Here is a 21,015-nt window from a genome sequence, read left to right as displayed (position 1 = left end):
CAAGCTTAACGCCTACGGGTGTTAAAGTTTATCTCGGTGTTAAATCACTTGTAGGCGAGTGACTTGCCACTGCGTTTTAAATGTGGCTCGGAGTTTGTGCGTCAGCAAGCTCAACGCCTACGGGTGTTAACGGTAATCTCAGTGTTTAATTACTCACTTGTAGGCGAGTGGCTTGCCACCGCGATATTCAATATTGTTTCGGTGTTTTTGCGTCAGCAAGCTTAACGCCTACGGGTGTTAACGTTTATCTCGGTGTTAAATCACTTGTAGGCGAGTGACTTGCCACTGCGTTTTAAATGTGGCTCGGAGTTTGTGCGTCAGCAAGCTCAACGCCTACGGGTTTTAACGTTTATCTCGGTGTTAAATCACTTGTAGGCGAGTGGCTTGCCACCGCGTTTTAAATGTGGCTCGGAGTTTGTGCGTCAGCAAGCTTAACGCCTACGGGTGTTAAAGTTTATCTCGGTGTTAAATCACTTGTAGGCGAGTGACTTGCCACTGCGTTTTAAATGTGGCTCGGAGTTTGTGCGTCAGCAAGCTCAACGCCTACGGGTGTTAACGGTAATCTCAGTGTTTAATTACTCACTTGTAGGCGAGTGGCTTGCCACCGCGATATTCAATATTGTTTCGGTGTTTTTGCGTCAGCAAGCTTAACGCCTACGGGTGTTAACGTTTATCTCGGTGTTAAATCACTTGTAGGCGAGTGACTTGCCACTGCGTTTTAAATGTGGCTCGGAGTTTGTGCGTCAGCAAGCTCAACGCCTACGGGTTTTAACGTTTATCTCGGTGTTAAATCACTTGTAGGCGAGTGGCTTGCCACCGCGTTTTAAATGTGGCTCGGAGTTTGTGCGTCAGCAAGCTCAACGCCTACGGGTGTTAAAGTTTTGGGTTTATCGTAGGCGGTGCTTTATGCCGCGCGGTTGATAACATTCATGGCTAAAGCCATTGCCTAAGTTGGCGGATGAGGTTGATGTAACGCTAAGAGATGCGCGAGATAAACTCGCGCCTACGATGGGTTTAACCTTTAACTAATTTTTAACTACACCAACAACCATGTGGCGGTGCCTAGGAAGGCGAAGATCCCTACAATATCGGTTACGGTTGTCAGTACTACGCTGCCAGCTAATGCAGGGTCAATTTTCATTTTTTTCAATAGCAGCGGAATACTGGCACCGGCGATACCTGCGGCTACTAAGTTCATAAACATGGCAAAGGCGAGTACGCCGCCAAGCTTAAAGTCCCATTGCCAAATAGCAACAACACCGGCAATTAAAATGGACCAAACAATCCCGTTTATTGCGCCGATTGCAAGCTCTTTGATCAGTAAAAAGCGTTGGTTAGTTTGGTTGATATGACCCACTGCAATACCACGTATTACGAGGGTTAATGTTTGGCTGCCCGCAACACCACCCATGGATGGCACTATACCGTTGAGTACCGCTAGAATAGGTAAAATTGCTAAGGTGTTTTCAAAGAAGCTTGCCACAATCGCAGCAAGTAGCGCGGTTAATAAGTTAACGCCAAGCCAAATTGAGCGCTTTTTCGAACTTTTTAACACTGGGGCAAAGGTATCTTCTTCATCATCAAGACCGGCTAGGCTTAATAAGCTATGCTCGGCGTCTTCACGGATAACGTCAACGATATCATCGATGGTGATACGGCCAAGTAGATGGTCATTATCATCAACCACTGGGGCTGATATCCAGTTATGACGTTCAAACAGTTGTGCTACATCGGTTTCATCCATCGAAATGAGGATAGATTCACAATCTTCATCCATTAAGTCGCGAATGATTTTATCTGGCGAGTTAGTCAACAAGGTCGTTAACGACATGGCACCTATAAAGCAGTTATGTTTATCAACAACATAAAGATCATCGGTACCTTCTGGTAGCTCACCACGTAAACGTAAGTAGCGCAGTACTACGTCGATAGTGACATCTGGACGGATGGTCACTGTATCAGTGTTCATTAGCGCGCCAGCAGAGCGCTCTTGATAAGAGAGTGCTTGAGTTGCACGTTCTCGATCTTGGCTGTCCATGGCACTAACAACGTCTTTGTAGACGGTATCAGGTAGGCTACGTAGTACTTCCCCTAGATCATCGTGGCTCATGTCCTCAGTTGCCGCAGCGATGTGCTTCGGCTCCATTTGGGCAATGATCCCTAAACGAACATCTTCTGAGAGTTCTTCGAGTACGTCACCTTGTACATCTGGATCAACCAGTTGCCATAGCAAGGTACGAATTTTATGTGGGGATGACTCGAGTAACAATGCGGTGTCACACGGAGCTGTTTTTGCCAACATACGCCTTACTTGAACAAATTGACCACTGTTAAGTGACTTGGTCACTTGTTTTAGTTGTTGTAGTGGGTAATCTTGTTCAAAAGCTTCTGGCATTGGCGTCCTTAAAAATTAATACGCTTGATAGGTAGGGTAACAGTTGTCGGTAATTAACGCGCTTGGTCTGTTTAATTAACGACTTTATTTAGTTTAACGCAATTTAGTGGTACTGACTACGAGCTATTCTTGTTCGTTAAAGCGTTGTGCGATCAACTCGCCAATTGCTGCAAGAGCAGGTTCAGCGTCCGGGCCTTCACATACAACTTTAACTTCTTTGCCTTGGCTACTTTCTAATAGCATTAAGCCGAGTACGCTATCGCCTGCGGCTTGTTTGTCATCTTGATGAAGTGTGATGCTGGCATCAAACTGCACAGCTAATTGCGCTAATACGCTGGCTGCGCGAGCATGTAAACCGAGTTTGTTTTTTATTAAAAATGTATCTTCTAAACGCATCAACATTCCTTACTGTAAACGTGAGTTGTTATTCTTGTTCACGATGGCGAATTTTCACATTGCTGTGGCTCATCGAGAAGCTTTCACCTATAGTTTGCGCTAGATAAACTGAGCGATGTTGACCACCGGTGCAACCAATAGCAATTGTTAAGTAACTGCGGTTATTACGCTCCAAATGCGGTAACCAAGTTTGTACAAAGGTTTGGATCTGCCAAGTGAATTTTTGTACGATACTATGGCTGGCTAAATAATCTTTTACTGGCTGATCAAGGCCTGTAAGTGGCTTAAGCTCAGGCTCCCAATGTGGGTTTGGTAAAAAGCGTGCATCAAAAACATAATCAGCTTCTTTTGGGATACCATATTTAAAACCAAATGATTCAAAGGTAATGATTAGTTTTTTATCTTTTTTCCCTAAAATCTTTTCACGGATTGACTCTGCAAGCTGGTGGACACTCAGATCAGTGGTATCAAGTATAAAGTCAGCGCGAGTAGTTAATACATCAAGTAATACTTTTTCTTGCTTGATAGCTAAATCCAGTGGCAAAGAGTCCAAAGATAATGGGTGTAAGCGGCGAGTTTCAGAAAAACGTTTGATCAGGGTTTGATCATCACTGTCTAAATAAAATAGCGTCGGATTTGCAAAACCAGGCAAGTATTCAAGAATATCGTTAAATTCTTCCTGCTCTTTCGGTAAATTACGGACATCAATACTGACGGCAATTTTGTCATAATTATCAGAGACACTGCGCACTAATGAAGGTAATAAGTTTACCGGAATATTATCTACACAATAATAGCCAAGATCTTCTACTACACGCAGAGCAACAGATTTACCTGAGCCAGAACGCCCACTGATGATGATTAACTCCATGTAAATTCTCCTTCATTTGGCTACGATTGCGCAGCAATTACGTGATACAAATCTTGGTCTGTTTTTGCGCTACGTAGTTGTTTACAAAAATCTTTGTCGTTGAGTTTATCAGCAATTGTGGCTAACGTCTTCAAATGAAGTTGGCTATCACCATCTGGCACGATGAGAGCTACAAATATATCAACTGGGCGATTATCTATCGCATCAAAATCAATCGGTGATTCACTCACTATAATTATTGCTAGCGGGTTTTCAACACCACTCATACGGCCATGAGGAATAGCAATACCACGACCAATACCCGTACTACCTAGTTTTTCTCTCGACAGTAGTGCGTTGAGGATTTCTTGTTGTGATAGCTGAGGAAGTTGTTCATGAGCCAATTGGCTGATAAATTCAATGATCCGTTTTTTGCTATTAAAAAGGACCGCAGCTTTACTGCAGTCCTGGCAAATAAGTGAGCTTAATTTCATAGTGTTAGTGTCGAGCGTGCTTCTCTTTGTGTTTAATTACCTGACGGTCAAGTTTGTCGATTAGTCCGTCAATGGCTGCATACATGTCTTGGTGCTCAGTTGAGGCAAATAATTCAGCGCCACTGACATGTAATGTGGCTTCTGCTTTTTGGCTTAGCTTTTCTACATCAAGAATGACATGGACATTATTGATATGATCAAAATGCCTTTCAAGCTTGGCAAACTTATTGTTTACATAGTCTCTTAATGAATCAGTAATTTCTACATGACGACCAGTTAAATTTAGTTGCATAAGCATTTTCCTCTTGTGATTTTACGCCTTAAATCAAACTTTTACGTTGATTTGACGGTGGAATAGCCAGTGACTCGCGGTATTTTGCAATAGTCCGTCTAGCTACTTTGATACCTTGCTCTGCCAATATATCTGCAATTTTACTATCACTCAATGGTTTCGCTGAGTTTTCTGCACTGATCAATTTTCTGATCAATGCTCGAATGGCTGTCGATGAGCATTCGCCGCCGTTCTCAGTACTTACATGGCTCGAGAAAAAATATTTTAACTCAAATATACCACGAGGGGTATGCATGTATTTTTGGGTGGTTACACGAGAAATTGTTGATTCGTGCATCTCAACCATTTCGGCAACGTCGTTTAGTACCATAGGGCGCATGGCCTCAGGGCCATGCTCAAAGAATCCTTGCTGCTGTTTAACAATGCAGTTGGTTACTTTGAGTAACGTCTCGTTACGACTTTCTAGGCTTTTAATAAACCATTTAGCTTCTTGCAAATGCGAGCGTATAAATTGGCTGTCAGTGCTTGATTTTACAGAGCGTGACATCGCCGCATATTGGCTGTTCACTCTAATTTTTGGCATGCTGTCTGGATTGAGTTCAACCACCCAGCGACCTTTAATTTTTTTCACCGAAACGTCAGGAATAACATACTCTGATTCTTCGCGTACTATGGTATCCGCAGGCTTTGGGTTAAGGCTGTGGATCAGTGTCATTACTTCTTTTAGTTCATCTTCTTTAAGCTTAGTCTTTTTCATCAAAGTGCGATAGTCACGACTAGCTAATAAATCGATATGATCAGTTAAAATCATTTTTGTCTCGCTAATCCAAGGAGTTGCAGGATCAAATTGATTTAATTGAATACATAAACATTCTTGTAGGCTGCGCGCAGCAATACCAACAGGGTCAAACAACTGAATGCGTTTTAACACTGCTTGCACTTCGTCGAGTTCGATTTCTTCTTCGTTATTACCTTGATTTAAGCTTTCTGCGATGTCTTCGCAGCTCAAGGTTAAAATACCTGAATCGTCAACGGCTTCAACAATCGCAATGGCAATGGCTTCATCGGTTGGACTAAAAGGTGTGAGTTGTAATTGCCACATTAGATATTCGTGCAAGGTTTCAGTTGAGGCACCTTGATAAATTGACTCATCTTCAGGCATTGGCCCAGATGACGTATTTGGCGCAGCACTCATGTATTCGTCCCAGGTGACGTCCATAGCCATTTCGTCACTTAAGGTCTCTTTACTTAATGCTTCGCTACTTTCTTGTTCATATTCGCTTGGCTTGTCGTCTGCTGATGCGCTAACGGTTAAGTCATCGTTATCTTGTTTTTGTTCGTTTTTACCAGCCGTGTCGTCTGAATATTCATGTTCTTCTAGCTCTAACAATGGATTGCTGTCGAGCGCTTCTTGAATTTCTTGCTGGAGATCCAATGTACTGAGTTGCAATAAGCGAATTGCTTGTTGCAGCTGTGGTGTCATTGTAAGTTGCTGGCCCATGCGCAGCTGGAGTGATTGCCTCATGTATCTCTAACAATCCTTTTATTGTTATCATCGTTAAGTCTAGCAGATACTTAGCCGAGCGTGGCTTTATAGCCTAAATTGCTCGCCCAGGTAAACATCGCGGACTGTTTGGTCGGCGAGTACATGCTCAGGGGTACCTGATGCAATTAACTCCCCATGAGAAACTATGTAGGCTTTTTCACAAACATCAAGGGTTTCTCGTACATTGTGGTCGGTAATAAGCACGCCAATACCACGGTTTTTAAGGTGTTCAATAATCTTCTTTATATCTAACACTGAAATAGGATCAACGCCAGCAAAAGGCTCATCAAGTAAGATAAATTTTGGGTTTGCGGCTAAAGCGCGTGCAATTTCAACTCGACGACGTTCACCGCCAGATAATGCCATACCTTGGCTGTCGCGGATATGTTGAATGCTAAACTCATCAAGTAAGCTGTCGAGCGCTTCTTCTCTGGCTTGTTTATTCAGCTCTTTACGAGTTTCTAAAATAGCCATCAGGTTTTGATAAACAGTTAATTTACGGAAGATGGATGATTCTTGTGGCAGGTAGCCAATCCCTAACCGTGCGCGACTGTGCATTGGCAGTAAGGTGATGTCATTATCATCAATACTGATTTTACCTTTGTCGCTTGGAACTAAACCCACAATCATATAAAAGGTGGTGGTTTTACCAGCGCCATTAGGACCCAATAAGCCAACAATGCTGCCTGCGCTAACTTCTAAACCCACGCTTTTTACAACTTGGCGACCTTTATAGCTTTTTGCTAGAAATTCAGCTTTTAATGTACTCATGGCTGCCCTTTAGATTTGTCTTTTTTACTGTCTACTGGTACCAAAATGGTGTGCACACGATCGCTTGAGCTTGCGCCTTTTTCAGCACTGATCAGTTGCTGGTCCATATCATAGGTAATGCTTTTGGCATTGATTTTTTGACCTGCCTGAGTGACTTGTGCATTGCCAACCAAGGTTAAATAGCGCTTAGCGACATCGTAACGGACTTCATCAGCACTGGCACTCATTACTGTGCCATCAGTTTGTTTTTCTTCAAAGTAAGCCGGACTGCCAGTTGCGACAAGTAGTTGTTTGTTATCGCCTAAATCTTCGCGCTTATGGACTTCAAGTCGATCCGCTTTGATACGGCGGTTACCATGAATGATTTCAACATTTTTTTCAAAAATACCGATATTGTCTTTCAGTTGGGCAAGCTGCGTGTCAGCACTGATAGAGACTTGATCTGCAGGTGGTGTCGTATTTTCAGCAAAGCTTGCAAAAGCAATGAATAAGCTTGGTATAACAAGCAAGTGAGCAAATTTATTGGTCATAATATATGGTTCGCGTATGGTTAATTAGTTCTACCACTTCGGCTTTTAAGTCGGCATGGAGACCGCGCCCAGTGATTTTTAAATTTGGTCCGATTAATTCAACTGGTTGTTCTGAACTCATGGTTTGTAGTTCAATATCAACCTGAATATTATCTGCGTTTATATGTTCAATCATGGCATTATTGGTCAGGTTTTTAGCAACCACATTACCTTCTAAAATTAATTGATGATTTTCATATAAGGTGGCTTCATCGGCATTAATTTGCCACGTCTGCTGTTGATTATAGAGTGTAAAAATAGGTTGTTCAAAGTAAGTGAACCCTAACTGTTGGTAGAGTTCCATTTTTGCAGCTGTTACTTTGTGGCTAATTTTACCTTGTTCATCAAATGCGGTTTGTTTTAATGCCACCGCAGTATAATCAGGTTTTGCTATTATATCTTCTTGGTGTTGTTTTATGGCGGTACTTTGATAAAAATACGGATACCACAGCCATACCATGCAGCCGACAAATAATACGCATAATATTAAACGCGCACTATTCATGAGCTCGTGCCTTCGCTGGTTAATGATTTACCATTTTCGAGCATTAATAAATCAGTGAGTTCACGCACCGCCCCAAAGCCACCAGGTAGCATGGTTGTATAATGTGAAATGCGTTTGATTAGTGGATGCGCATCATTTACTGCCACCGCAAAACCAACCAATTCCATTACCGGCAAGTCAGGTCCGTCATCGCCTATGTAAGCGATTTGTTCATCGCTTAACTGCAATTTATCCTTGAGCTGTTGATAAGCTTGCAACTTGTTTTCTTGGCCTTGGTAAATATGCGGTACTGTCAGGCTAGTCATCCGTTGCTGAACTATCTGTGAATGACGACCGGTGATCACGGCAACTTCAAAACCGCTATTGATCAGTGCTTTGATACCAAAGCCATCTTTAGTATTAAACGCTTTGAGTTCTTCACCTTGGTTACCAAGATAAATACGACCATCTGAAAACACCCCATCGATATCACAGATCAGGAGTTTGATTTTTTGTGCTCGCTCGCGAGCATCATCTGAAAGTGGCTGATATAAGTCAGCAAACTGCATTATAAAACTCCTGCTTTGAGCAAATCTTGCATATTAAGAGCACCAATAGGGTGGTGTTTATCATCAACTACAATTAAGCCATTGATACGCTTATTCTCCATGATATTGAGTGCCTCGGCGGCAAGCATATCAGCAGTTGCAGTAGTGCAAGAGCGGGTCATGACAGTGCTTATCAAAGTACTGTGAATATCTATTCGTTGCTCTAAAATTCGCCGTAAATCACCATCAGTAAAAAGCCCTGCAAGTTGCCCTGTGTCATCAACAATAGCTGTCATACCTAAGCCTTTTGCCGACATTTCGATTAATGCATCTTTGATACATTGCTTATCATTGATCATAGGCGTTGCTGGGCCACTGTGCATAATATCTTTTAAACACAATAGTAAACGTTTACCTAAGCTACCACCAGGATGCGATAGCGCAAAGTCATCGGCGGTAAAGCCACGGGTTTCTAGCAGAGCAACGGCTATTGCATCACCCATCGCAAGTGTTGCAGTCGTGCTTGCAGTCGGAGCGAGTCCTAATGGGCAGGCCTCTTGACTTACTTTGATGCATACATGAGCATCAGCCCAATTTGCCATTGATGATTCAGGGTTACCTGTCATGGCGATCATTTTTGCGCCAATACGTTTAATAACCGGAATAATATTCAGTACTTCGCTGGTTTCGCCTGAGTTTGAAATAAGCATAACCACGTCATCACGAGTGATCATCCCTAAATCACCATGACTTGCTTCACCCGGATGGACAAAAAACGCAGGCGTGCCAGTGCTTGCCAGTGTTGCAGCAATTTTATTACCAATATGCCCTGATTTCCCCATACCGACTACTATGATCCTACCGTGACATTGATACATCAATTGGCAAGCTTGATTAAAGTTTTCGTCTAGATATTGGGTTATATCAAGCAGTGCTTGGCGCTCTATTTCTAGCACCCGCTTACCTTGTTCAATAAAATTTAACTGCGTCATTGTGTTATCCATTTTGTGGCTAGCATTAAGCAACTTGGCTGAAAATATAACCTTGATAGATTAAAAACGCGACCAATAACAGGCCACCTTCAACTCTATTAATGCGTCTTGTGCCCCTAAAACTCAAGGACATAGCAATAAGGGCTATGGTGGCACCAATCATTATTAAGGCATCACGGTTTGCAGCTGAAGGATCAATAATTGAAGGGTTGATAATCCCAGCCAGTGGCAACACAGCTAAAATGTTAAATATATTTGAGCCAACAATATTACCCAGTGCTAAATCATCTTCGTTTTTTAATACCCCAGCAATACAGGCTGCCAGCTCAGGCAAACTGGTGCCAATAGCAATAATGGTTAACCCTATTACTAAATCACTTAGGCCAAAGTATTTGGCTATATCAACTGCTGAGCCAACTAAAAAATGTGAGCTGACAGGCAGTAATATCATACCAATAATTAACCAAAATAAAGCCGATTTGGTGGGCACGTTATCTGGTACGTCTTCACAGGCTTCACTTACAAATGGGTCATCAGCTTGGTTTTTAGCGCGAATAGAAATAATAACTAAGCCCGCAATAAAGACCACAAAGCCAATGATTAATGCAACGCCCTCAGCAAATGAAAAGTAGTTATCAGAAAATACATACCAGGCAGCGATTGACACTAGTAGTACAAGCGGCATTTCGCGTTTTAATGTCATTGATGATACTGAGAGTGGGCGCAATAGCGCGGTAATACCTAAAACAAGTAAAATATTAGTGATATTTGAGCCAACGGCGTTACCCACGGCAGTGTCAGTTTTACCGGCAAGCGCAGCTGATGCTGAGACCATCATTTCAGGGGCTGACGAGCCCATCGCAACAACGGTTAAGCCAACAATAAGAGTAGGAACACCGAAATTTTTTGCCAGTGCCGCAGCACCATAAACAAAGCGATCCGCACTCCAAACTAGAGCTGCAAATCCGAGAATTAAAATGACAAAAGAAGTCACCATTACGTTACGCCAATTATTCAAAATGAGATGACTGCAAATAGTAACAAAAGCCAACCTGAAAGTATAAATAAAAGAATCTGCGTAGCTTGTTAGATTATGGCCTGATTTGGACTGAGAATAATTATTTAAGCGACGGTTAAGCCTACTGCTGTAAGGTTTGCAGCGCTATTACATAGAATATTACAAAATTTTACGATTTGTTTTTTCCATCTTGCTGTAAAAACGCTTAAAATAGGTGAACTAGTGAAAATAGTAATGGAGAGCGACTTGTCGCAACCAATAGTAGAAATCAAGGATGTAAGCTTTTCTAGGGGCAATCGCTGCATATATAAAAATATGAGCTTTAGTGTCCCGAAAGGAAAAATTACGGCAATTATGGGACCAAGCGGAATTGGTAAAACCACCATGTTGCGTTTAATTGGTGGTCAATTAAAACCAGATAGCGGCACTATTTTATTCGAAGGTAATAACATTCCTGCCATGTCGCGCAAAGAGCTTTATGCGGCGCGAACCAAAATGAGTATGTTGTTCCAAAGCGGCGCATTATTTACCGATATGTCAGTATTTGACAATATCGCTTTTCCGCTGCGTGAACACACTCGTCTAAGTGAAGATTTAATTCGCCTTGTGGTGCTAATGAAATTACAAGCTGTTGGCTTGCGTGGCGCACAAGATCTAATGCCTTCTGAGCTGTCAGGTGGTATGGCACGTCGTGCTGCATTAGCGCGCTCAATCGCACTTGATCCTGAATTAATTATGTATGATGAGCCATTTGCAGGCCAAGACCCAATTTCCATGGGGGTATTAGTTAAGTTGATTAAATCGCTTAATCAAGTGCTTGGATTATCATCATTAATCGTAACTCACGATGTAACAGAAGTGATGAGCATTGCCGATCACGTTATCATTATTGCCGATCAAGGCGTTATTGGTAGCGGTACACCGGATGAAATGCGTAATCATGAATCGGCCCTAGTTCAGCAGTTCTTAAAAGGATTATCTGATGGCCCAGTGCCGTTTCATTTTCCTGCTCAACCTTATCAACAAGAATTACTGGGAGGGCGCCGCTGATGTTTGATTTTTTGCAAATGCTAGGTCATAAAACGTTAGGACGATTTGCTGCACTTGGTCGCTCCACTCAGATGTTGATAGGTGCGTTATGGAGTTTGCCTAATTTTAGAAAAGGCACGCCGCTTTTAATACGACAATTATATATGGTCGGCTCGCAGTCACTATTGATTATCATGGTGTCGGGATTATTCATTGGTATGGTATTGGCGTTGCAAGGCTACACCGTACTAGTTGGTTATGGTGCAGAGGACAGCTTAGGTCCATTAGTAGCATTGAGTTTACTCAGAGAGTTAGGCCCTGTTGTTACAGCATTATTGTTTGCCGGGCGAGCTGGTAGTGCATTAACCGCTGAAATAGGTTTAATGAAAGCGACTGAGCAGTTATCAAGTCTTGAAATGATGGCCATTGACCCTCTTAAACGTATTATCGCGCCACGCTTTTGGGCGGGCTTTATCAGTATGCCATTACTGGCGTTAATATTTTCAGCAGTTGCAATTATTGGTGCTCATTTAGTGGGTGTTGATTGGTTGGGTGTAGATACGGGGAGTTTTTGGTCAATCATGCAGTCACAAGTATCGTTTCAGCAAGATATTTTAAATGGCATGATCAAGAGTTTTGTATTTGCCATCGTGGTTACATGGATTGCGCTTTATAAAGGCTACGATTGTATACCGACCTCTGAAGGGATCAGTAAAGCAACAACAGAGACAGTTGTACACTCATCTTTGGCTGTTTTAGGGTTTGATTTTATTTTGACAGCGGTAATGTTTACTAGCTAATAAAGGTATAGATAATGAATTCACGGAAATTAGAAATTTTAGTTGGTTTTTTTGTTGCGCTAGGCATAGCAGCTTTTGCTATGTTGGCGTTAAAAGTTGCCAATGCAGGGATCAGCGGCAACGGCGAAACTTACTTATTGAAAGCCAAGTTTGAAAACATTGGTTCATTAAAAACACGTGCGCCGATTAAAGTAGGTGGTGTAGTGGTTGGTCGAGTTGAGGGTATTTCAATTCACCCACAAGAATTTGTGCCAGTTGTTGATATGACGATTGATGCGCAATATAAATGTCGTTTTTCAGATACCAGCTCAGTTTCAATTTTGACATCAGGCATCCTAGGTGAGCAATATTTAGGGATTAACCCTGTCATTGCCCCAAAATCAGCTGAACAAGCGTGTTTAGGTGTTGCGGTAACAAGTAATGATAAAAACTTAGGGTTAGACGAGTTATTTGGTGTTGAAAGCAAAGCCTTAAATGATGGCGACTATATCACTGACACGAAATCAGCATTGGTGCTTGAAGAGTTAATCGGGCAATTTTTATTCAATCAAGGCGGCGAGTAAGTAATTATGTTTAAGAAATTTTTAATTTTAGTTGCGCTGACTTTCAGTGCCATTAGCGTAGCAAGCGATGCGGTCGATTTAACAGACCCATATAAAATGGTCCGCCAAGTATCTGATAATACTTTTCAACGTATTACTCGTGACCAGCCTTTAATCGAAAAAGATAAAGAGCATCTACGGGTTATCGTCAAAGAAGAGTTGATGCCTTACATTGATTATAAATATGCTGCACTGCGTGTATTAGGAAGTCATGTATCAAAAGTGCGTGCGATTAAAGATCCTGCTGAGCAAAAGCAAGCGGTTGAGGATATCAAACACTTTATTGATGTGTTTCAAGAATACTTAATCGCCACTTATGCTGGCGTGTTTACCCAATACACCAACCAAAAAGTAGAGTTTGGTGCAAGCAAAGAGTTTGCAGGACAAGACCTTGTATTAGTGAAAACCAAAATTGTCGAGCCAGGTAAGCCGGAAATTAAAATTGATTTTAAAGTACGTGAAGATCGCGATGGCGAATGGCGTGCTTATGACATGGTTGCTGAGGGCATTAGTTTATTAGATGCCAAGCAAAGTGAATTTCAAGGCATTTTGCGCCAGCAAGGTATTAACCATGTAAGTGACCTACTTGAACAGAAAAGTAAGTTGCCAGTGCAATTTAGAGGTGACGGCGGTAATGAGTAAAGTAACGGTTACTCAGCTTGACGAACAGCACTATCGAGTCAGTGGTGAATTGACTCGAAATTCAATTTCCGCTGAACGACTTCTGAATAAAAACTCACAAACTAGCCATAAAAACTGGTATTTTGACCTTTCTGAGGTGTCTAGGGTTGACACGGCGGGCTTAGCTTGGTTAATTCACTCTTTCGCAGAATTAAAGCAGCAAGGTGTTCACCTTGAATTGCAAAATATTCCTGAACAACTGCAAAAGTTGATGCAGTTGGGACAGGTTACCAACCTATTTGAGTGAGAGTTATGGAAACAAGCCAAGTCGAAACCTTATTGCGCGACGAATTGCAATTAGCTGAAGTACATGTGAAAGCCAACGGTAGTCATTATGAAGTTATCGCAGTCGGCGATTGTTTTGATGGGTTAAGCCGAGTGAAAAAACAACAGCTGGTATATGGTCCGTTGATGAACACCATTTCTGACGGCACAATCCACGCAGTTTCGATCCGTGCATTTACACCTACTGAGTGGAAGCGCGAACAAAAATTCATTTTACCTCAATAAAAAAGGTTTCCTCATGGATCAATTTGTAATTCAGGGTGGAACCGGACTTGCCGGTGAAGTCACTATCTCTGGCGCTAAAAATGCCGCTTTACCTATTTTGTTTGCAGCATTATTAGCTGACGGTAAAAGTACCTTTAATAATGTTCCTCGCCTGCGTGATATCGGCACTACTGAAGCATTATTAAAAACCCTCGGCGCAGAAATACACTGGCACGGCGAGCAGCTCGTTATTGATGGTGGCAAAGTTGATAAAACATTGGCCCCTTACGAGTTAGTTAAACAAATGCGTGCCTCAGTATTAGCATTAGGTCCATTGGTTGCTCGTTTTGGTCAAGCACAAGTATCGCTTCCTGGTGGTTGTGCAATTGGTGCTCGCCCGGTTGATATTCATATTCAAGGTTTGGAGCGCATGGGCGCTGTTATTAGCGTTGAAAATGGTTATATCAATGCCAAGGTAGATGGGCGTTTAAAAGGTGCTGAAATCTACATGGAAATGGTCAGCGTTGGCGCGACCGAAAATTTATTAATGGCCGCAACCTTAGCTGACGGCAAAACCGTATTAGAAAACGCGGCGCGTGAACCAGAGATTATAGATTTAGCTGCTTGCTTAACAGCAATGGGCGCAAAAATTAGCGGTGCAGGCACTAGCCGTATTGAAATTGAAGGTGTTGAAAAGCTGCATGGTTGTGAGCATCGCATCTTGCCAGATCGGATTGAAACTGGCACATTTTTAGTGGCCGCAGCAATGGCGGGTGGCGAAGTGCTATGTAAGCTTACCGATTTTCATAGTTTAGAGCCTGTGATTGAAAAATTGCGTGCAACTAATGCGTTGATTGAAGTACATAAAGATAGTATTTATCTTGATATGCGTGGCCGTGAGCTCAAAGCCGTTAATATTAAAACCATGCCACACCCAGGTTTCCCTACCGATATGCAAGCGCAGTTTACTGCGTTAAATGTAGTAGCTAATGGCAGCGCGACCATTACCGAAACGATTTTTGAAAACCGTTTTATGCATGTGCCAGAACTACAACGTATGGGTGCTAACATTCGTTTGGAGGGGAATACGGCAATTTGTGGTGACACTAAGAGTTTGAGTGGCGCACAAGTAATGGCAACCGATCTACGTGCATCAGCGAGCCTAATTTTAACGGGGATTGTGGCACAAGGTGAAACGGTTGTTGACCGTATTTACCACGTTGATCGAGGTTATCAACGGATTGAAGATAAACTCAGCGCGTTAGGTGCAAACATCAAACGCCGAAGTAGTTAAATACGAGTTGAAAGGTTCAGGTAACAAGGTTCAAGCGAAAACCTTGTTTACCTTTTACCTTGCAACTAAAATTATAGTTTAGTCTCTAACTCTGCAACCTTCACCATCACTTTTAGTACTTTTCCATTTCGATAAAGTTCAAATTCTATTTCATGGCCCGGCTCTGAATTACCAATTCTGGTTAAGGTTTTTTGTGGGTTAGTGACATCTTCACCGCCAATTTTAATCACAATATCTTGTTCTTTAATACCAGCTTGCCATGCTGGACCTAATGGATCTAGGTTGGTTATACGCAAGCCAGCAATAGGGGTGAACTTATCGCTCACTTCTTTACCGGTACTATCAACGGCAGTACCTGTGAAGCCCAAGTAACCACGCACAACACGACCATGACGGATCAGTTTATCCATTACTTCTTTCGCTAACGAGTACGGTACGGCGAAGAATATGCCTTGGATATCCAGATTCTCTCGGGTTTTAAATTGTGCTGAGGTGATCCCAACCAAGTCGCCATTAGAGTTAACCAGTGCGCCACCTGAGTTGCCGACATTAATTGCCGCATCCATTTGTAGCAGACTATTATAAGGACTATCGGTAATTTTTTGTTTACCCGTGGCACTGATGATCCCTTGGGTGATTGTTTGCCCTAGATTCAGCGGATTACCAATCGCCAGCACCACATCACCCACGCGAGGCGTAAAACGCTCACTAATTGGGATAACTGGCAAGTGCTCAACGTTAATTTTCAACAGTGCTAAGTCGGTGATGGTATCAAAGCCGATGAGCTGAACATCAAAATAACGGCGGCCATCAGTAAGCAGCACCATAATTTGATCAGCATTATTGATCACATGATAGTTGGTAAGAATATAGCCATCACTTGACATGATCACACCGGAGCCAAGTTCTTGCACGGTATTTTGCCGTTTATAACGAGGTTCCTTTGAAATACTCTCAGAAATGATTGTCACAACTGATGGCGCTGCGCGCTGTACTGCATCGGCAAAACTCAAATGGTCAATACTCATAGCACTTGGTAAGGGGACATTAGGTAACAGCGTTGCACGCATATTTGGGCTAAAAAATACTACCAAAAATGCGATACCGAGTCCGGCAAATAGCGGGGGAAGGACAAACTTAAAAAATTTCAGCACAATGTTCTTATTCTTAATGAGCGATCTTCTAATGATGGCACAAAAAAAATAGCAGCGGCAAGTACCACTGCTATTATTTGTGTTATTTACCTAATATTTATTTTATTGGATTAAAACAAATACCGATTCACGACCGCGTTGTACTCCAAGCACAATGTTACCTTTAGTGTTTTCGATGATCTTATTCATGTCACTAATTGTTTCAACACGCTGACGGTTTACTTGCATTACCACGTCGCCTTCTTCAAGGCCTACTCTAGCTGCTGGTGAGCGAGGATCAACAGTTGTCACCTCAACCCCTTTATTTCCATTCTTTTGGGTGTTTTCAAGTGTTGCACCCTGGAAGGCTGGATGTAGTTCATCACCGGCTGCGGTTAGTGCTGATGCGCCATCAAGGGTCACTTTAACGGTTTGCACTTTACCATCACGATAAATGCCTAATTTTACCTTTCTGCCTTCACCTAGCGTGGCAATTTTACTGCGCAGTTCATGGAAGCCGCTGATCTCACTACCATCAATACTAATAATTACGTCACCAGCTTTAATACCCGCTTCACTGGCGGCAGAATCATCCATTACTTGCATAACATAAGCGCCTTGTTTTACATCAAGCTGTTGTGCTTTAGCAAGGCCAGCATCCAGTGGGCGCCCAGAAATACCTAGTGAGCCACGGCGTACTTCACCATGTTCAATAATTTGGTCAACGAGATTTTTCATCATATTGGATGGGATCGCAAAGCCGATACCAACATTGCCACCCGATGCACCTAAAATGGCCGTGTTAATACCAATTAGCTCACCGTTTAAGTTAACTAGCGCACCACCTGAGTTACCTTGGTTAATAGCAGCATCGGTTTGAATAAAATCTTCATAACCTTCAATATTTAAACCACTGCGCCCCATTGCACTAACAATCCCTGAGGTAACGGTATGACTTAAACCAAATGGATTACCAATTGCTACTGCAAAATCACCCACGCGCAGCTGATCTGAATTAGCAAGTTTTACTGCGACTAGATCATCGGCTTCAATTTGCAGTAACGCTATGTCTGATTCTTTATCACTACCGATTTTAGTTGCTTCGTATTCACGACCATCTTCAAGAGTAACCAACATTTTTTCAGCATCTTGAACTACGTGGTTATTGGTAACGACGTAGCCTTCTTTGGCGTCAATAATAACGCCTGAGCCTAAACCACTAAATTCACGCTTTTGGCTACGCGGTTGCGGATTGCCAAAAAAGAAATCAAGCGGATCAGCGCGACGACGGACTTCCTTTGAACCGGAGACTTGGATACTAACAACGCCTGGTGTTATTTGTTCTAGCATCGGCGCTAACGTCGGTAATTGTTGACCATTGACTGCGATAGGCATCTTAGCCATTGATACTGCAGGGGTTAATAATAAACTGGCAGATAACATTGCTGCACTGATTAACGATAATTTCATTTTCATAGTCAGGGTTTACTCCACATCACAGGAAAAAGCACAAACAAAAAAGGCTGCATAAGCAGCCTTTTATCAATTTAGTTCAAAACATTTTAAAGTAGGTTCGCTCTTTAGAATGTTTTGAAATGCATGTAAAACATAAGCTGCTTTATAAACAGACTATGGGGTCAAAAAAAAGTTCATCAAGAAGCTTTAGAAATTTCTGAAACCTTAATTAAACTTTGTCCGGCTCGGCTACTTTTGGTTCGCCGGCGAATAAGCCTGATTCACCTGATACATAATCAGCAGGTTGAGCATGTGCCGATGAACGGTCACTTTGGCGTTCCTTTAGTGAGCGCTGTAGCTGCTCAGTCGTTTCTTTAGAAAAAAATGGTTCGTTAGGATGCTGTTTTTTATCAGCTAGTAGCAGCTTGTTAGTTTCATCAACATGATTTAACAATTGGTCGTAGTTGTCTTTCATTTTGTTGACGAGTCTACCAGTGCTTGCTAAATGATCTGCAACATCTTGACGGTATTGCTCTAATGCATTTTTAGCTTGTTCTGCTTGTTGCTCTAATTCATCTTGCTTAAATTGCTTTTTAGTGACGAAGGCGCCAAGGAAAAATGCAGCTACTGCCACAATAACAATAATGCCGATCCAAGTAACTGTACCCATAATTCTACCCCTTTGGGAATTAATACATAAAAATAAAATAACGCCTAGATTGCGTACTCAAGAATAAATCCTGTTGCTGCTAATATACCCCGAGTTACGATGCGTGTTAACATATTGCGTAAATTAAACCGTGTTTTATTGTAACTATCTATGACTCCTTGGCAAAAGTACCAACAAGATTTACAGCGTGAAGACTTTGTTTACGATGCTGCGCAAGAAAATGCAGTACGTCATCTACAAAGGCTCTTCGATGACTTAACAGCACAAAAGCCCGCAGCTAGAGGCTGGTTCTCTAAACTATTTAATAAAAATAGCACGGCGCCTATAAAAGGTTTGTATTTTTGGGGGGGAGTAGGGCGTGGTAAAACCTATTTGGTTGATACCTTCTATGAGGCGCTGCCGGGAACACGCAAGATGCGCGTGCATTTTCATCGTTTTATGCACCGTGTTCACGAAGAGCTAAAAAAATTAGACAAAACTGCTAATCCCTTAGAAGTTGTGGCTGATATTTTTAAAGCTGAAACCGACATTATCTGCTTTGACGAATTTTTTGTGCAAGACATTACTGATGCCATGCTGCTTGGTGGTTTAATGGAAGCCTTATTTGCGCGCGGCATTGTGTTAGTGGCAACGTCTAACATTATACCTGATGAGTTATATCGAAATGGTTTGCAGCGTGCTCGCTTTTTGCCTGCAATCGCACTTGTTAATGCAAACACTGAGATTGTGAATGTGGATTCTGGCATTGATTACCGATTGCGTACTTTAGAGCAAGCAGAGATATTTCATAGCCCACTAGATGAACAAGCCGATAAAAATCTGTTTGAGTATTTTGATAAGTTATCTCCAGAGCCTGGTAAACTCGATCACCCCATCGAAATTGAAGGGCGAATGATCAAAACCCGTAAGGTCGCTGATTGTATTGTGATGTTTGATTTCTCTCAGTTGTGTGAAACCGCACGTAGCCAAGTCGATTATATGGAAATAAGCCGTTTATATAACACTGTTATTTTATCGAACGTAAAACAGCTTGGCCAAAATAACGATGATGCCGCCAGACGCTTTATTGCGTTAGTCGATGAGTTTTACGAACGCCACGTCACACTTATTATTTCTGCTGAAAAACCGATTACGGAACTCTACACGCAAGGCAATCTTAACTTTGAGTTCAGACGTTGTATTAGTCGATTGCAAGAAATGCAGTCGTTAGAATACTTAGCAAGAGAGCATTTGGTTTAATGTAGCTGTAAGTTATAAGTCGTAAGTTAGACACAAATCAAAACTGTACTTAACTTAACACAAGTACAGTTTTTAATTTTATCGCTTATCGCTTATCGAACAATTTTCTTGTGGAAAAAACAACCGTCGAGTAGCAATGTGGTAAAAGTGCTGGTATACTCCCGCGTCTGCCACGTTGCGTTCTATTGCCTTCATTAGATTAGCCTCTTTTGAATGGCGCAAAAGTCTTAAACTCGAAGGGGTTGGAGCAAACATTTAGAGCGGTAATTAATAATAATTACCTGTGGTTTTAATTGAAAAACATTGGATTTTTATAAATGAAAACGTTTGTTGCTAAACCAGAAACAGTAAAACGTGACTGGTACGTAGTTGACGCTGAAGGTAAAACTTTAGGTCGCATCGCTACTGAAATCGCTCATCGCCTACGCGGTAAGCACAAAGCTGAGTACACTCCACACGTAGATACTGGTGATTACATCATCGTTATCAACGCGGAGAAAGTTACTGTAACTGGTAACAAGTTCAAAGATAAAGTGTACTATGCTCACTCTGGTTTCCCAGGTGGTCTTAAGTCTACTACTTTTGATAAACTTCAAGCTGCAAAGCCTGAAATGATCATCGAGAAGGCTGTTAAGGGCATGTTGCCACGTGGTCCTTTAGGCCGCGCAATGTACCGTAAACTTAAAGTTTACGCAGGTACTGAGCACAACCATGCTGCACAACAGCCTCAGGTTCTAGACATTTAAGGAGCACTAACATGGCAAATCAATACTACGGTACAGGTCGTCGTAAAAGTTCAAGTGCTCGCGTATTCTTACGCCCAGGCACTGGTAACATCGTAATCAACAATCGCTCTTTAGAAGAGTATTTTGGTCGCGAAACAGCACGCATGGTTGTTCGTCAAGCTTTAGGGCTTGTTGATATGACTGAAAAGTTTGATCTTTACATCACCGTTGCTGGTGGTGGTACTACTGGTCAAGCTGGTGCTATCCGTCACGGTATCACTCGTGCACTTATGGAGTTTGACGAGTCACTACGTCCACAACTTCGTAAAGCAGGTTTCGTTACTCGTGATGCACGTAAAGTTGAACGTAAGAAAGTGGGTCTTAAGAAAGCGCGTAAGCGTCCACAGTTCTCAAAACGTTAATATTTACGTTATCAAGAATTTCAAAAACCCAGCTTATGCTGGGTTTTTTGTTTTTGGGGTTATAAAAGTTAGTGAGGGTAAAGTTAGCGAGAGTAAAGTTAGCGAGGGTAAAGTTAGCGAG

The 21,015-nt window shown here is 42.1% G+C and carries 25 protein-coding genes; 10 read left to right on the top strand and 15 right to left on the bottom strand.

Going from position 1 to position 21,015, the window contains the following annotated elements:
- Positions 1-1,036: 1,036 nt before the first annotated feature.
- From mgtE to H5154_RS21015, 12 genes are all read right to left on the bottom strand, one after another.
- Entirely contained in the window at positions 1,037-2,395 is a 1,359-nt protein-coding gene (gene mgtE, locus H5154_RS21070; RefSeq protein ID WP_145236729.1) for a magnesium transporter, read from the bottom strand.
- Between the two features lie 123 nt (positions 2,396-2,518).
- Positions 2,519-2,791, bottom strand: coding sequence for an HPr family phosphocarrier protein (locus H5154_RS21065; protein ID WP_064667815.1), 273 nt, complete (start codon positions 2,789-2,791; stop codon positions 2,519-2,521).
- A 28-nt stretch (positions 2,792-2,819) separates the two neighbouring features.
- Complete coding sequence (gene rapZ, locus H5154_RS21060; protein ID WP_149980588.1) at positions 2,820-3,662, bottom strand: RNase adapter RapZ; 843 nt, start codon at positions 3,660-3,662, stop codon at positions 2,820-2,822.
- A 20-nt stretch (positions 3,663-3,682) separates the two neighbouring features.
- Positions 3,683-4,135 carry a PTS IIA-like nitrogen regulatory protein PtsN gene (ptsN, locus tag H5154_RS21055; RefSeq protein ID WP_149980589.1) on the bottom strand — a complete coding sequence of 151 codons (453 nt, stop codon included), beginning with the start codon at positions 4,133-4,135 and terminating at the stop codon, positions 3,683-3,685.
- Between the two features lie 4 nt (positions 4,136-4,139).
- On the bottom strand, positions 4,140-4,427 hold the full coding sequence (gene hpf, locus H5154_RS21050; RefSeq protein ID WP_145236739.1) for a ribosome hibernation promoting factor: 288 nt from the start codon (positions 4,425-4,427) through the stop codon (positions 4,140-4,142).
- Positions 4,428-4,455: 28 nt separating this feature from the next.
- Entirely contained in the window at positions 4,456-5,952 is a 1,497-nt protein-coding gene (locus H5154_RS21045; RefSeq protein WP_145236743.1) for an RNA polymerase factor sigma-54, read from the bottom strand.
- Between the two features lie 66 nt (positions 5,953-6,018).
- Positions 6,019-6,744: an LPS export ABC transporter ATP-binding protein gene (lptB, locus tag H5154_RS21040; protein ID WP_149980590.1), complete on the bottom strand. Its 726-nt coding sequence runs from the start codon at positions 6,742-6,744 to the stop codon at positions 6,019-6,021.
- A complete protein-coding gene (gene lptA / locus H5154_RS21035) occupies positions 6,741-7,274 on the bottom strand; it encodes a lipopolysaccharide transport periplasmic protein LptA (RefSeq protein WP_182719516.1) in 534 nt (177 codons plus the stop codon). The genes lptB and lptA overlap by 4 nt, the downstream gene beginning before the upstream one ends.
- Positions 7,264-7,818: an LPS export ABC transporter periplasmic protein LptC gene (gene lptC, locus H5154_RS21030; protein WP_149980592.1), complete on the bottom strand. Its 555-nt coding sequence runs from the start codon at positions 7,816-7,818 to the stop codon at positions 7,264-7,266. Before lptC ends, lptA begins: the two co-directional genes overlap by 11 nt.
- Positions 7,815-8,366 (bottom strand): 3-deoxy-manno-octulosonate-8-phosphatase KdsC, encoded by a 552-nt coding sequence (kdsC, locus tag H5154_RS21025; protein WP_149980593.1) that lies wholly within the window; start codon positions 8,364-8,366, stop codon positions 7,815-7,817. Before kdsC ends, lptC begins: the two co-directional genes overlap by 4 nt.
- A complete protein-coding gene (locus H5154_RS21020) occupies positions 8,366-9,337 on the bottom strand; it encodes a KpsF/GutQ family sugar-phosphate isomerase (RefSeq protein WP_145236758.1) in 972 nt (323 codons plus the stop codon). The genes kdsC and H5154_RS21020 overlap by 1 nt, the downstream gene beginning before the upstream one ends.
- Positions 9,338-9,362: 25 nt before the next feature.
- The gene (locus H5154_RS21015; protein ID WP_149980594.1) at positions 9,363-10,334 is read right to left on the bottom strand and encodes a calcium/sodium antiporter; all 972 of its coding nucleotides are present in this window, start codon (positions 10,332-10,334) and stop codon (positions 9,363-9,365) included.
- A gap of 255 nt (positions 10,335-10,589) precedes the next feature.
- On the opposite strand from H5154_RS21015, the gene mlaF reads away from it, so the two are divergent.
- Genes mlaF through murA form a run of 7 tightly spaced genes read left to right on the top strand, consistent with a single transcriptional unit; the run spans position 10,590 to position 15,250 of the window.
- Complete coding sequence (gene mlaF, locus H5154_RS21010; RefSeq protein ID WP_182719518.1) at positions 10,590-11,405, top strand: phospholipid ABC transporter ATP-binding protein MlaF; 816 nt, start codon at positions 10,590-10,592, stop codon at positions 11,403-11,405.
- Positions 11,405-12,184 carry a lipid asymmetry maintenance ABC transporter permease subunit MlaE gene (gene mlaE, locus H5154_RS21005; protein ID WP_145236765.1) on the top strand — a complete coding sequence of 260 codons (780 nt, stop codon included), beginning with the start codon at positions 11,405-11,407 and terminating at the stop codon, positions 12,182-12,184. Before mlaF ends, mlaE begins: the two co-directional genes overlap by 1 nt.
- Positions 12,185-12,198: 14 nt before the next feature.
- The gene (gene mlaD, locus H5154_RS21000; RefSeq protein ID WP_149980595.1) at positions 12,199-12,747 is read left to right on the top strand and encodes an outer membrane lipid asymmetry maintenance protein MlaD; all 549 of its coding nucleotides are present in this window, start codon (positions 12,199-12,201) and stop codon (positions 12,745-12,747) included.
- A 6-nt stretch (positions 12,748-12,753) separates the two neighbouring features.
- Positions 12,754-13,428 (top strand): phospholipid-binding protein MlaC, encoded by a 675-nt coding sequence (locus H5154_RS20995; RefSeq protein WP_182719515.1) that lies wholly within the window; start codon positions 12,754-12,756, stop codon positions 13,426-13,428.
- A complete protein-coding gene (locus H5154_RS20990) occupies positions 13,421-13,714 on the top strand; it encodes a lipid asymmetry maintenance protein MlaB (protein ID WP_182719514.1) in 294 nt (97 codons plus the stop codon). Before H5154_RS20995 ends, H5154_RS20990 begins: the two co-directional genes overlap by 8 nt.
- Before the next feature lie 5 nt (positions 13,715-13,719).
- Positions 13,720-13,977, top strand: a complete 258-nt coding sequence (locus H5154_RS20985) for a BolA family protein (RefSeq protein WP_149980598.1) — start codon at positions 13,720-13,722, stop codon at positions 13,975-13,977.
- Between the two features lie 13 nt (positions 13,978-13,990).
- Positions 13,991-15,250: a UDP-N-acetylglucosamine 1-carboxyvinyltransferase gene (murA, locus tag H5154_RS20980; protein ID WP_145236783.1), complete on the top strand. Its 1,260-nt coding sequence runs from the start codon at positions 13,991-13,993 to the stop codon at positions 15,248-15,250.
- Positions 15,251-15,321: 71 nt separating this feature from the next.
- Here the strand turns inward: murA and H5154_RS20975 are convergent, their stop codons facing one another.
- The 3 genes from H5154_RS20975 to H5154_RS20965 form a co-directional block, all read right to left on the bottom strand.
- Positions 15,322-16,404 (bottom strand): trypsin-like peptidase domain-containing protein, encoded by a 1,083-nt coding sequence (locus tag H5154_RS20975; RefSeq protein ID WP_149980599.1) that lies wholly within the window; start codon positions 16,402-16,404, stop codon positions 15,322-15,324.
- A gap of 102 nt (positions 16,405-16,506) precedes the next feature.
- On the bottom strand, positions 16,507-17,859 hold the full coding sequence (locus H5154_RS20970; RefSeq protein ID WP_182719513.1) for a Do family serine endopeptidase: 1,353 nt from the start codon (positions 17,857-17,859) through the stop codon (positions 16,507-16,509).
- Positions 17,860-18,067: 208 nt separating this feature from the next.
- The gene (locus tag H5154_RS20965; RefSeq protein ID WP_145236792.1) at positions 18,068-18,508 is read right to left on the bottom strand and encodes a YhcB family protein; all 441 of its coding nucleotides are present in this window, start codon (positions 18,506-18,508) and stop codon (positions 18,068-18,070) included.
- 150 nt (positions 18,509-18,658) lie between these two features.
- Here H5154_RS20965 and zapE point away from each other — a divergent pair, with 150 nt between their 5' ends.
- From zapE to rpsI, 3 genes are all read left to right on the top strand, one after another.
- Positions 18,659-19,747: a cell division protein ZapE gene (gene zapE / locus H5154_RS20960; protein ID WP_145236796.1), complete on the top strand. Its 1,089-nt coding sequence runs from the start codon at positions 18,659-18,661 to the stop codon at positions 19,745-19,747.
- Between the two features lie 317 nt (positions 19,748-20,064).
- On the top strand, positions 20,065-20,493 hold the full coding sequence (rplM, locus tag H5154_RS20955) for a 50S ribosomal protein L13 (RefSeq protein WP_002957960.1): 429 nt from the start codon (positions 20,065-20,067) through the stop codon (positions 20,491-20,493).
- Between the two features lie 11 nt (positions 20,494-20,504).
- Entirely contained in the window at positions 20,505-20,894 is a 390-nt protein-coding gene (rpsI, locus tag H5154_RS20950) for a 30S ribosomal protein S9 (protein WP_016710054.1), read from the top strand.
- The last annotated feature ends 121 nt before the right edge of the window (positions 20,895-21,015 follow it).

It is taken from the genome of Pseudoalteromonas sp. SR44-5 (assembly GCF_014163675.1).
GTDB classification, from domain to species: Bacteria; Pseudomonadota; Gammaproteobacteria; order Enterobacterales; family Alteromonadaceae; genus Pseudoalteromonas; species Pseudoalteromonas rhizosphaerae.
This window is presented reverse-complemented; position numbering and strand designations above follow the sequence as displayed.